An 11,942-nucleotide genomic window follows, 5' to 3' on the forward strand; every position below is an offset into this window, starting at 1 on the left:
TCATTTCTACTTTTACATTTTTAATTGTTCAATTAATCACTGTATAACTCTAGCGGTAAGCCATCTGGATCTGTGAAAAATGTAAAACGCTTTTGCGTGTAGGGGTCAACCCGTATTGCTTCACAAGCCACACCTTGTTCAGTTAAATAAGCGACCCATTTATCTAAATCATCGACACCGAAGGCTAAATGACGTAGCCCTGTGGCTTCGGGGTAACTTAGTCTCGCTGGTGGATTAACAAAACTGAATAACTCAATTTGGTAATGCTCACCAAAAGCTAAGTCTGCTTTCCACGAATTATTTGCTGGACGGTAATGTTCTTCAAGTAAATTTAAGCCCAAAATACGGCAATAAAAATCCTTACTGACGTCAAAATTGGATGCGATAATAGCAACATGATGAATTTTATTTAACTTCATGCTGTTTTTCCCATATATCAGGTTGTGCGGTGGCATTGAAGCCATTTGCCGACAAGAAAAGCTGCATTGCTTCTTTTTCTTGCAGGGCAACCCCACTAATGTCAAATTTCCATAGTGTAATATCAGGGATTGTTTGGCAAATTTCTTCTAATAAATATGATCCTACACCTCGTCGGCGAGTGACCTCTCGCACACAAAAATCCCACAAAGTGGCAGTGCTATGATCCACAGTAATTTTTGCTGCGCCAAGAAGGCGGTCATTAAAGCGAGCTGCATAAAATTGCTCACCTGCTTTACACATTTTGGCTAGCTCAAAAGGGCTCTGGTCAGGCCAGATTTTATGTAAGTCCAGATATTGTTGCTCAGTAGGATTGACCAGCGGGATAATAGTGAGTCTCATGATATTTTGTTTGTTTCCCTGTAAGAGTTGCAGTCACTCATCCTGCCAGAGTGATCTACAACCGATTTTTTGATTTTAGAGAGAAAAATTTGGTGATACTGAATTTTCCGAATTTCACTCGGATTAATTTAAATTTAACCCGAATATAACACTAGTATTTACAAAAAACCTACTTTAACACATCAGTTTTTTATTCTGCTTCTAATGTAAAAACCTGCCATATCCATTTGCTATTTAGCATAATTATCTTGTTTAATGTTATGAAATATATAGCCTTATTCGCTGTATTTTGAAATATCAGGCATTGTACCTGTCAACCATAATAATCTACTACAAATCAAACACAAACACTCAGAACCATGAAGACGGGGACGATAAAATGAAGAATATGAATAAAGCATTATTAGCGGGCTGTATTGCGATGGCATTCAGTTCAGCAGGATGGGCAAAGGAAATTAAAATAGCGGTTGTTGGCGCGATGTCAGGGCCTGTGGCTCAATATGGTGATATGGAATTTACAGGTGCGCGCCAAGCGATTGCAGATATTAATGCTAAAGGTGGCATTAATGGAAACACATTAGTGGCAGTCGAATATGATGATGCTTGCGACCCAAAACAAGCGGTTGCGGTAGCAAACAAAGTCATTAACGATGGTATCCGCCATGTTATTGGGCATTTATGTTCCTCTTCAACACAGCCTGCATCCGATATTTATGAAGATGAAGGCGTCATTATGATCACCCCGGCAGCAACCAATGCGGATTTAACCACGCGTGGTTACCAGATGGTGTTGCGTACAACAGGTTTGGATTCAGACCAAGGACCAACAGCCGCTAAATTTATTATGGAAGATATCAAGCCAACCCGTATTGCTGTTGTTCACGACAAACAACAATATGGGGAAGGTTTAGCACGTTCTGTACGCGAAAGCCTCAATAAAGCCGGCGTTAAAGAAGTGATGTTTGAAGGGGTAACAGCGGGTGACAAAGACTTCTCTGCTTTAGTCGCAAAATTGAAAAAAGAGAATGTGGATTTTGTTTACTTTGGGGGATATTACCCAGAAATGGGGCAAATCTTACGCCAAGCTAAACAAGCTGGCTTGAATATTCGCTTTATGGGGCCTGAAGGCGTCGGTAACTCTTCATTATCGAATATTGCAGGTGATGCTTCGGAAGGCATGCTGGTAACTTTACCAAAACGCTATGACCAGGTCGCGACTAACCAACCGATTGTTGATGCCATCAAAGCGAAGAAAGAAGACCCAACAGGGCCATTTGTTTGGACAACTTATGCTGCTATCCAAGGTTTAACGACGGCAATGGAGCGTACTGGCAGCATCGAGCCTGAAGATTTAGTGAAAGACTTGAAAGCAAACCCGGTCGAAACGGTCATGGGAACATTAAGCTGGCAGCCAAACGGTGACCTGAAAGGGTTTGAGTTCGGTGTATTTGAGTGGCACAAAGATGGGACATCCACCTCTGTAAAATAGTACTCAGCAGTGTTCCAGCATAGTGAATAAGAACCGGAAGTGAGTAACTTGCTTCCGGCTTCTGCTCTCTATATAGGACAAGTAGTTCGAAAGGATAGTCTTATGTCAGATCAAATTCTCTATTTTATTCAGCAACTTCTGAATGGTTTAACCCTTGGCAGTACCTATGCATTGATAGCTATCGGCTATACGATGGTATATGGCATCATTGGGATGATTAACTTTGCCCACGGCGAAGTGTACATGATAGGTAGCTATGTCTCTTTTATTGTGATCGCAGGCTTAATGATGCTTGGGATCGATATCGGCTGGATCTTGGTTGCTGCGGCCTTCATTGCGGCAATCGTGGTCTCTAGCGCCTATGGTTGGAGTATTGAACGCGTTGCTTATCGGCCAGTTCGACATTCTAAGCGTTTGATTGCGTTGATCTCTGCGATCGGGATGTCTATTTTCCTACAAAACTACGTCAGCCTGTCACAAGGTTCGCGTGATTTAGCTCTACCCAGTTTGATCACAGGGCAATGGGTTCTAGGTGAAAGCGATGGTTTTGAAGCCACGGTGACTAAGATGCAATTGACCATCTGGGTGGTTACCGTGCTTGCGATGTTAGCTTTGACGCTATTTATTCGCTATTCAAAGATGGGAAGAGCCTGCCGAGCCTGTGCGGAAGATCTTAAAATGGCCAGCTTATTAGGTATTAATACCGATCGAGTTATTTCATTGACCTTCGTTATCGGTGCGGCAATGGCTGCTGTAGCTGGTGTACTGCTGGGGCAATTTTATGGTGTGATTAACCCATATATTGGCTTTATGGCAGGAATGAAAGCATTTACCGCGGCAGTGCTAGGGGGAATTGGGAGTATTCCGGGTGCTATGTTAGGCGGGTTAATCTTAGGCGTTGCAGAAGCAATGACCTCTGCATATTTAAGTACAGAATATAAAGATGTTGTATCATTTGGTTTATTGATAGGTGTGTTATTAATCATGCCAACCGGCATTCTGGGACGCCCGGAGGTCGAAAAAGTATGAGAAAAGAAAATTGGATTAATGCCGTTGTTGCTTCCTCGACTTTCTTCGTGCTGGCGCTGTTTATGATGGGCTTGCAACTTGCGCTCGATGGCACAAAACTGATCGTGACAGTTGGGGATTCTGTGCGTTGGAACTGGATCATTGCGGGAATTGTGGTGATCTTTGTTTATCAATTGGTTCGCCCAACGTTGAGTAAAGTTTGGCAAGGGGTTCCTAAGAAGGCGTGGGCTATTCCTGATTTTGATGGTTCGACAACCAAGCAAAAAATCCTTGCGGTTATAATTATTATTGCTGCCATTATTTGGCCATTTATTGTTTCTCGCGGAAGCGTGGATATTGCCACCCTAACATTAATTTATGTGATGTTAGGGCTCGGCCTAAACGTAGTTGTCGGGTTATCAGGATTACTGGTTCTTGGGTATGCCGGTTTTTATGCCATAGGTGCTTATACTTTTGGTTTATTAAATCATTATTATGGTTTTGGGTTCTGGGAAAGTTTACCGATTGCAGGTTTAACCGCTGCGTTAGCGGGCTTTTTACTAGGGTTCCCTGTGCTAAGGTTACGTGGTGACTATCTTGCCATAGTGACGCTTGGCTTTGGGGAGATTGTTCGTATTTTATTACTGAATAATACTGAAATCACGGGTGGGCCAAATGGGATCAGCCAATTACCGAAACCGACTTTTTTTGGCTTGGAATTCAGCCGTACCGCGAAAGAGGGTTGGGACACCTTCCATAACTTTTTCGGCTTAGATTACAGCCCAGGTGACCGAATTATCTTTCTGTATTTTGTCGCTTTACTATTAGTGGTTTTAACCTTATTTGTTATCAATCGGTTACTGCGTATGCCATTAGGTCGTGCGTGGGAAGCATTACGCGAAGATGAAATTGCCTGCCGGTCATTAGGGTTAAGTCCAACTCGAATAAAATTAACCGCATTTACTATCAGTGCAGCCTTTGCAGGGTTTGCAGGGACGTTATTTGCCGCACGGCAAGGTTTTATCAGTCCAGAGTCTTTTACCTTTGTGGAATCGGCATTTGTGTTAGCCATCGTCGTTTTAGGAGGAATGGGTTCACAAACCTCCGTTATTTTAGCCGCAATTATTTTAGTTGTATCACGGGAAATGATGCGTGACCTTAACCAATACAGCATGCTGCTATTAGGGGCGCTAATGGTGCTGATGATGATCTGGCGACCACAAGGCCTATTACCGATGAAACGCCGTCAAATGCAGGTGAAAAAAGTCCCAGAAGGGGAGGGCGTATGAGCCATATAACTACGCCTTTGTTACAAGTGAATGGCTTAACAATGCGTTTTGGTGGGTTACTTGCCGTCAATAATGTTGAGTTAACTATTAATCAAGGGGAAATCGTCTCACTGATTGGCCCAAATGGGGCGGGTAAAACCACCATTTTTAACTGTTTAACCGGTTTTTATAAGCCGACCAGTGGCACGATTTTATATCGAGAAAAACATCTTGAGGGACTGACCGGGCAGGCAATTGCACGCCTTGGTGTTATCCGAACATTTCAGCATGTGCGGTTGTTTAAAGAAATGACGGTGATTGAAAATTTACTTGTGGCGCAGCATCAACATTTAAAAAGTGGCATTTTTTCTGGGTTATTGAAAACCCCTGCATTTCGTCGAGCAGAGTCTGAAGCGCTTGATAATGCGGTAAAATGGCTTGAGCGTGTTGATTTACTCCCCTTTGCAAATCGCCAAGCGGGTAATTTAGCCTATGGTCAGCAGCGTCGGTTAGAAATTGCTCGCTGTATGGTCACTCGTCCTGAAATTTTAATGCTGGATGAACCTGCGGCAGGTCTTAACCCTAAAGAAACCAATGATTTGGATGACTTAATTGCTGAGTTGCGTACTCATCATAATGTTTCAATTCTATTAATTGAACATGATATGAAATTAGTCATGGGAATTTCAGATCGTATTTATGTCGTGAATCAAGGAACGCCATTGGCGAATGGCACACCGAGTGAGATTCGCCAACATCCAGATGTGATAAAAGCCTATTTGGGGGAAGCTTACTGATGCTAGAGTTTAAAAAAGTTTCTACCCATTATGGAAAAATTCAGGCACTGCATCAGATCAGCCTGAATATTCAAAAAGGCGAAATTGTTACGCTAATCGGAGCAAATGGCGCTGGGAAAACAACGTTGCTCAGTACCCTTTGTGGCGATCCGCGAGCATCGGAAGGCCAAGTCATTTACCGAGGCGTGGATATCACTCAATTGCCCACTTCGAAAATTATGCGTGAAGACATTGCTCTAGTACCAGAAGGGCGGCGTGTATTTTCTCGTATGACTGTGGAAGAAAACCTCGCAATGGGGGGGTTTTTTGCTGATCGCCAGCAGTACCAAGAACGTATTGAGCGGGTTTATAAGCTATTTCCAAGGCTGTATGAGCGCCGAAGTCAACGTTCAGGAACGATGTCAGGTGGTGAGCAACAAATGCTAGCGATAGGCCGTGCTTTAATGAGCCAGCCAGAGCTGTTGTTGCTTGATGAGCCATCCCTAGGCCTTGCTCCCATTATCATTATGCAAATTTTCGATACAATCCAACAACTACGTGAAGAAGGAATGACGATTTTCCTTGTCGAACAAAACGCCAACCAAGCGTTGAAGCTCGCAGACCGTGGTTATGTGTTGGAAAATGGGCATATTGTGTTAGAAGACAGCGGTAAAGCACTTTTAGCCAATGAGGCGGTTAGAAGCGCGTATCTCGGCGGCTAAAATTTTCGTCATACTTCGTGTTATGGCGTTGTTGGTTTCATTAGGTTAGTTGGGGCAGATACTTATGTATGTTCCCCAATTTTCGTCATACTTCATGCTGTGGTGTTGTTGGCTTCATTCAGCTATTTGGGGCGCATACTTGTGTATGCTCCCCGAGATATCCTCATTTTGCCGCCTAGCCACAACGTGAATTATTTATTAAATCATTAAATTGCTATTGGCTATGCTATCGAGTGATAGATGTGGTGGGTTCGTTTCAATTTTTATTTTTAGTGTTAACTTGTCCTGTTTTTCAGCAATTAACTTATCCTGTTCATCAAATGTAAAATGAGTCGTCGTTTCTGCTATAACCTCTGAATTATTAACTTTTTTTCCAGTTTTTGTATTGATTAAATTAAAGTAACCTTCAGATTTTACCTGATAGCTATTATTATCTAAAATATTAATCATGATTGATGATTTGCCATGATCTTGAAATAAAAATTCGGATTGGGTTTTACTTATCATTTCCGAGGCTTTAATAGTGCCTTCTGCCAAATGGGCTTGATTTGCAATATTACAAATATGGCATATATGTGAAGGCGGTAATTTTCCTAGGTATTTATTAATATCAATTATGGATTGTAGTTTAGTTGGATTATTATCTTTATTTTTAACAAAAATATTCATTCTTGGTATATCAAGGCCAATTTGATTTAAGGATGAATGTTTTTTTGTTGGTTGACTAGAGGGAATTAAATTATTGTTTACTTTTGTTAATGTCTCACTGTGATCTTTAATTTTTGAATTAAAAAAAGAATTTATATCTTTTTTGATTTTTAATTCAACTCGTTGATTATCTGTTGTTAAATTATTTAGTGAGGTATCACACCCTTTTCTATGTATGAAATTTTCAGGTAAGAAATAATGAGTTTCAGCAAACTGAATAGCCTCTTCTTCGGTATTAATAACTTTAGGTATAGAATTAAATTTTGAAGCAGGAAGTGATAACTGAGTTTTATTTATTTTTGTGATATCAAGGTTTCTCTTGCTGTTAGGGATAAAATAATTTCTTACCCGATTAAAAAAATTAGCAATGTCGATGCTCATAAAATTCTCCAATTTTAAACAGGAGGAAAAATAACCTGTTTTTAGAAGAAATAATTGCAAGAAGCGTGAATAGCTAATGAATAGCGCATCTACTTCTATACATCGTTACAACGTTCTGTGAAGCGACTCTCAATTTTGTTATTTGCTTGTTTCTATACACAAAAACAAATGTATATACAACTTTCCCTCTAGAAACATACAGCTACTTGTTGTTGTATAACTTCCCTCGTATTCCAACCTTCACACTTCCTACAAAATTTCAAATTTAAATGTATATACTTTGTGAAGTAAATGTATATATATTTAAATCATCGATAAATACTCTCAATGAATAGATAATCTCGAGCAAGTTGATATAAAAATAATCTGTTGATTTATAATCAATTAATTAGTTTGAAGACGCACGTGCATCGCCACTAACTGGGTATCTCGCAGATTATTACAAACAAAATTGTTAATTTAAAGTTAATTAAAAATGGATGATAGGGGATACAACCATGTTAAATCGTACTGACTCAACTCGAGTGATCCGCGCACCACGTGGCAGTGAGAAAACCTGTAAAAGCTGGCTGACAGAAGCGGTATACCGCATGATCCAAAATAATTTAGACCCAGATGTTGCTGAGCACCCTCAAAGCTTGGTGGTCTATGGCGGTATCGGCCGTGCAGCACGTGATTGGGAATGTTATGACAAAATTTTAGATGTGCTGACCACATTGGAAGATGACCAAACATTACTCGTGCAATCAGGTAAACCTGTTGGTGTGTTCCCTACCCATCCAGATGCCCCACGCGTGTTGATCGCAAACTCAAATATTGTTCCTCACTGGGCGAATTGGGATCACTTTAATGAGTTAGATCGCAAAGGCCTAATGATGTATGGCCAAATGACGGCCGGCTCTTGGATCTATATTGGTTCTCAAGGGATCGTTCAAGGCACCTATGAAACCTTTGTTTCGCTTGCTAAACAGCACTTTAATGGCAACGCCGCAGGGCGCTGGATCTTAACCGGTGGCCTTGGAGGGATGGGAGGAGCACAGCCATTAGCAGCAACTATGGCAGGTTTTAGCATGATAGCGGTCGAGTGCGATGAAAGCCGTATCGATTTTCGTCTAAGAACCCGTTATGTAGACAAAAAAGCGACTTCTCTTGATGAAGCATTGCAATATATCGACGATGCCAAAGCCAATGGCCAACCCGTTTCTGTTGGGCTATTAGGTAATGCGGCTGATGTTTACAGTGAATTGGTGAAACGCAATATCACCCCTGATTCAGTGACCGACCAAACGAGTGCCCATGACCCAGTACATGGCTACTTACCACAGGGCTGGACACTCACCCAATGGCGTGAAAAACAACAAACTGCCCCTGCTGAAGTGACCAAAGCTGCGAAAAAAAGCATGGCAGTACAAGTAGATGCGATGCTAACGATGCAAAAACGTGGCTCAGCAGCTTTTGACTACGGCAACAATATTCGCCAAATGGCAAAAGATGAAGGAATTAGCAATGCCTTTGATTTCCCAGGTTTTGTTCCTGCTTATATTCGCCCGCTATTTTGTGAAGGTGTTGGACCATTCCGTTGGGTCGCGTTATCCGGTGACCCAGAAGATATCTATAAAACAGACCAAAAAGTAAAAGAATTATTACCAGATGACAAACACTTACATAATTGGCTCGATATGGCACGTGAACGTATCGCATTCCAAGGGCTCCCTGCACGTATTTGTTGGGTCGGTTTAAAAGACAGAGAAAGATTAGGGCGTGCTTTCAACGAAATGGTGAAAAGTGGTGAGTTAAAAGGCCCTATTGTCATCGGTCGTGATCACTTAGATTCAGGCTCTGTTGCGAGTCCACACCGTGAAACGGAATCCATGAAAGATGGCTCTGATGCCGTATCAGACTGGCCTTTATTGAACGCACTGTTAAATACCGCAGGTGGGGCAACATGGGTCAGTTTACATCATGGTGGTGGTGTTGGCATGGGCTTCTCACAGCATTCAGGCGTCGTCATTGTATGTGATGGAACGGACGCTGCTGATAAACGTTTAGCGCGCGTTTTACATAATGACCCTGCAACGGGCGTTATGCGCCATGCAGATGCAGGTTATGACATCGCCATTAACTGTGCGAAAGAGCAAGGCTTGAACTTGCCGATGGTGAAGTAATGTCCTTTGCCGGCTGCTTAATCGGTCGGCAACTTTCTGGAATATAAGGAATTCAGTATGAATGCTGCGTTAACTCAGAAAAGACAAGGGCCACTGGCGGGGATCAAAGTGATCGACTTAAGCCGTGTGTTAGCAGGTCCTTATTGCACCGGTATGATGGCCGATCTTGGTGCTGAAGTGATCAAAATTGAAGTGCCCAACCACGGTGATGACAGCCGCCATTTAGGGCCATTTATTGATGGTGAAAGTGTTTACTATGGTTTGATTAACCGAGGTAAACGCAGTATTGAATTAGACCTTAAAGCGGATGAAGACCGAGCGATTTTATTTCAATTAGTCAAAGAAAGTGATGTGGTGGTTGAAAACTTTCGCCCTGGTGTGACTCAACGACTTGGCATCGATTTTGAGAGCTTAAAACAGCACAACCCTAAATTAATTTACGCCAGTATTTCAGGGTTCGGGCAAAACAGCCCACTTGCCAGTTACCCGGCTTATGACATTGTGGCACAAGCGATGTCAGGCCTAATGAGTGTCACTGGTTTCCCAGAAACAGGGCCAACACGCAGCGGTGAGTCAATTGGCGATGTGTGTGCAGGGATGTTTGCATCATGGGCGATAAGCAGTGCGCTATTTGCGAGAGAGCGTCATGGTGAAGCGGCACAGTATATTGATGTGGCGATGGTAGATGTCTTACTCAGCATGCAGTTAACTGGGCTTTCAAACTTATTTGCAAATGATAAGGCCCCGAGCTTAGTGGGGAACCGCCACCCAGTATCCACGCCATTTGATACCTATCAAGCAAAAGACGGTTTAGTCGTTATCGCGATTGCGAGTGAAAAGCTATTTCAACGCTTTTGCGAATGTATGGAAAAACCGCAGTTATGCCACGACCCGCGCTACGGTGATGACCCAAGCCGAACGCAGTACCAAGCTGAACTTAGAAAAGAAATCGAAAGTTGGACACGCCAAAAAACGGTTGAAGAGGTATGTGACATATTATTAAACGCGGGCGTTCCTGCTTCACCCATTCATAATTTACACCAAGCGACACAAAGCGAACACGCCGAAGTGAGGCAAGTACTGACGTACCTGAATGATGGAGGAACACCATTGGTTTCTCAACCGGTTTTTTTTAATGGAAAGAAACCTCATTCGACCCGCCGTGCCCCGAAATTAGGTGAGGCAAACTTAGTTTATAAACCAGCGAAAACAACAATTAAAAATGCGGAGACGATGCAATGAGTTTTGATATTAATGAAACGGAACAAGCGGTTGTAGATGCGGTAGAAAAAGTTTGCCATGACATTTTACAGCCGAATGCACAAAGATACGATGAAACCGAAACCTTTTGTGCTGAAAGTTTACAAGCGTTAGGGGAAATAGGCTGTTGGGGAATTAATTTACCTGAACAGTATGGCGGTTTTGGTATTGGCAGTGTGGCGATGAGCAAGGTCGTGGAATCGGTTGCAGCAGCTTGTGCATCGACGTCATCGGCTCTAACGGCGCATTTTTTGGCGACAGATTCAATTTTAATTGGTGGGACAGAAGAGCAAAAAAATCATTGGTTACCAAAAGCCGCTGCTGGGGAATTATTAGGTGCATTCGGCTTAACTGAGCCGGCTGCGGGCTCTAACCCTGCGGATATGCGTACTGTGGCTGTACGTGAAAATGGCGGATGGCGTATTCGAGGAAATAAACACTATATCACAAACGCCAAAGAGGCTGATTTTATTGTGTTATATGCTAAAACCGATGTTGAAGCGGGAGCCCGTGGCATCAGTGCATTTATGATCCCTAAAGGCACTGAAGGTGTGGCATTTTCTCAACCTGAAAAAACCATGGGGTTACGGGGTAGCACCATTTATGAATTAGCATTGAATTGTTGGCTACCTGAATCTGCATTACTGGGAGAGGAAAATAAAGGGTTCCACACCGCCATGGAAGTTTTAGATAAAGGGCGTGTTGAAGTGGCTGCAACGTCACTAGGTATTGCTCGAGCCGCGATGGAAAGTGCTTTAGGCTGGGTAAAAGAACGCCAAATTGGTAAAAAACCCTTAGCTGCATACCAAGGAACTCAATGGCGTATTGCGGATATGCACACGCAATTGGAGGCGGCTCGTATGTTGACCTGGCAAGCTGCGGAATTACGTGATTCAGGGGAGCGTTTTAGTTTGCAATCCGCTACGGCGAAATTGTTTGCTGCTGAGTGTGCGGGTTTTGTAACGGATGCGGCTTTACAGCTTCATGGCGGCTACGGCTATATTCGTGACCTTCCTCTTGAACGTTATGTGCGTGACGCACGGATTTTACGGATTTTTGAAGGGACATCAGAAATACAAAAAATTATTATTTCACGTGCTGTTTTAGACGCCCACTAATTAATTTTAAGTATTAAATGAGTAAGCGGGACAGGCGTTTACTCGTTTATGGAGCACCACAGGAAGCACTACCTGACAACAGGATCATGGAATTAAAAACACAACAACAATCAGGTTTAAGAATGTATTTCAATTAGTTATTCAGGGTGAATAACAGATAAAACATCACCCAGCGTAATGCTTAATAACTGTACCTTACAATTGTAGTTATTGCGGTTCCATTACGAT

At 42.5% G+C, this 11,942-nt stretch carries 11 protein-coding genes; 8 read left to right on the forward strand and 3 right to left on the reverse strand.

The window, feature by feature from the left end; all coding sequences use genetic code 11:
• Positions 1-32: 32 nt before the first annotated feature.
• Together M1F25_RS04695 and panM are read right to left on the reverse strand one after the other, a co-directional pair.
• Positions 33-419 (reverse strand): VOC family protein, encoded by a 387-nt coding sequence (locus M1F25_RS04695; protein WP_004258531.1) that lies wholly within the window; start codon positions 417-419, stop codon positions 33-35.
• The gene (gene panM, locus M1F25_RS04700) at positions 406-819 is read right to left on the reverse strand and encodes an aspartate 1-decarboxylase autocleavage activator PanM (RefSeq protein WP_004258529.1); all 414 of its coding nucleotides are present in this window, start codon (positions 817-819) and stop codon (positions 406-408) included. Before panM ends, M1F25_RS04695 begins: the two co-directional genes overlap by 14 nt.
• Positions 820-1,198: 379 nt before the next feature.
• Here panM and M1F25_RS04705 point away from each other — a divergent pair, with 379 nt between their 5' ends.
• The 5 genes from M1F25_RS04705 to livF all read left to right on the forward strand — a co-directional run bounded on the left by M1F25_RS04705 (position 1,199) and on the right by livF (position 6,082).
• Positions 1,199-2,308, forward strand: a complete 1,110-nt coding sequence (locus tag M1F25_RS04705) for a branched-chain amino acid ABC transporter substrate-binding protein (RefSeq protein WP_004908157.1) — start codon at positions 1,199-1,201, stop codon at positions 2,306-2,308.
• A gap of 102 nt (positions 2,309-2,410) precedes the next feature.
• Positions 2,411-3,337, forward strand: coding sequence for a high-affinity branched-chain amino acid ABC transporter permease LivH (gene livH, locus M1F25_RS04710; protein ID WP_004258523.1), 927 nt, complete (start codon positions 2,411-2,413; stop codon positions 3,335-3,337).
• Entirely contained in the window at positions 3,334-4,605 is a 1,272-nt protein-coding gene (locus M1F25_RS04715) for a high-affinity branched-chain amino acid ABC transporter permease LivM (protein WP_094961471.1), read from the forward strand. Before livH ends, M1F25_RS04715 begins: the two co-directional genes overlap by 4 nt.
• Complete coding sequence (gene livG, locus M1F25_RS04720; protein WP_004258513.1) at positions 4,602-5,381, forward strand: high-affinity branched-chain amino acid ABC transporter ATP-binding protein LivG; 780 nt, start codon at positions 4,602-4,604, stop codon at positions 5,379-5,381. Before M1F25_RS04715 ends, livG begins: the two co-directional genes overlap by 4 nt.
• The gene (gene livF / locus M1F25_RS04725; protein ID WP_094961472.1) at positions 5,381-6,082 is read left to right on the forward strand and encodes a high-affinity branched-chain amino acid ABC transporter ATP-binding protein LivF; all 702 of its coding nucleotides are present in this window, start codon (positions 5,381-5,383) and stop codon (positions 6,080-6,082) included. Before livG ends, livF begins: the two co-directional genes overlap by 1 nt.
• 198 nt (positions 6,083-6,280) lie before the next feature.
• Here the strand turns inward: livF and M1F25_RS04730 are convergent, their stop codons facing one another.
• Complete coding sequence (locus M1F25_RS04730; protein WP_112307612.1) at positions 6,281-7,171, reverse strand: hypothetical protein; 891 nt, start codon at positions 7,169-7,171, stop codon at positions 6,281-6,283.
• Positions 7,172-7,668: 497 nt separating this feature from the next.
• On the opposite strand from M1F25_RS04730, the gene hutU reads away from it, so the two are divergent.
• From hutU to M1F25_RS04745, 3 genes are read left to right on the forward strand one after another with little or no spacing between them, the layout of a single operon-like run.
• Entirely contained in the window at positions 7,669-9,336 is a 1,668-nt protein-coding gene (hutU, locus tag M1F25_RS04735) for a urocanate hydratase (protein ID WP_153673840.1), read from the forward strand.
• 57 nt (positions 9,337-9,393) lie between these two features.
• On the forward strand, positions 9,394-10,578 hold the full coding sequence (locus M1F25_RS04740; protein ID WP_181489370.1) for a CaiB/BaiF CoA transferase family protein: 1,185 nt from the start codon (positions 9,394-9,396) through the stop codon (positions 10,576-10,578).
• Positions 10,575-11,714, forward strand: coding sequence for an acyl-CoA dehydrogenase family protein (locus M1F25_RS04745; RefSeq protein WP_181489372.1), 1,140 nt, complete (start codon positions 10,575-10,577; stop codon positions 11,712-11,714). Before M1F25_RS04740 ends, M1F25_RS04745 begins: the two co-directional genes overlap by 4 nt.
• The last annotated feature ends 228 nt before the right edge of the window (positions 11,715-11,942 follow it).

Origin of the sequence: Providencia sp. PROV109, from assembly GCF_033681625.1 — a bacterium.
GTDB classification, from domain to species: domain Bacteria; phylum Pseudomonadota; class Gammaproteobacteria; order Enterobacterales; family Enterobacteriaceae; genus Providencia; species Providencia hangzhouensis.

Bases quoted from the DNA above. Each gene is read 5' to 3' on its own strand.
- M1F25_RS04695 (WP_004258531.1), bottom strand. From the start codon at position 419: ATGAAGTTAAATAAAATTCATCATGTTGCTATTATCGCATCCAATTTT.
- panM (WP_004258529.1), bottom strand. From the start codon at position 819: ATGAGACTCACTATTATCCCGCTGGTCAATCCTACTGAGCAACAATAT.
- M1F25_RS04705 (WP_004908157.1), top strand. From the start codon at position 1,199: ATGAAGAATATGAATAAAGCATTATTAGCGGGCTGTATTGCGATGGCA.
- livH (WP_004258523.1), top strand. From the start codon at position 2,411: ATGTCAGATCAAATTCTCTATTTTATTCAGCAACTTCTGAATGGTTTA.
- M1F25_RS04715 (WP_094961471.1), top strand. From the start codon at position 3,334: ATGAGAAAAGAAAATTGGATTAATGCCGTTGTTGCTTCCTCGACTTTC.
- livG (WP_004258513.1), top strand. From the start codon at position 4,602: ATGAGCCATATAACTACGCCTTTGTTACAAGTGAATGGCTTAACAATG.
- livF (WP_094961472.1), top strand. From the start codon at position 5,381: ATGCTAGAGTTTAAAAAAGTTTCTACCCATTATGGAAAAATTCAGGCA.
- M1F25_RS04730 (WP_112307612.1), bottom strand. From the start codon at position 7,171: ATGAGCATCGACATTGCTAATTTTTTTAATCGGGTAAGAAATTATTTT.
- hutU (WP_153673840.1), top strand. From the start codon at position 7,669: ATGTTAAATCGTACTGACTCAACTCGAGTGATCCGCGCACCACGTGGC.
- M1F25_RS04740 (WP_181489370.1), top strand. From the start codon at position 9,394: ATGAATGCTGCGTTAACTCAGAAAAGACAAGGGCCACTGGCGGGGATC.
- M1F25_RS04745 (WP_181489372.1), top strand. From the start codon at position 10,575: ATGAGTTTTGATATTAATGAAACGGAACAAGCGGTTGTAGATGCGGTA.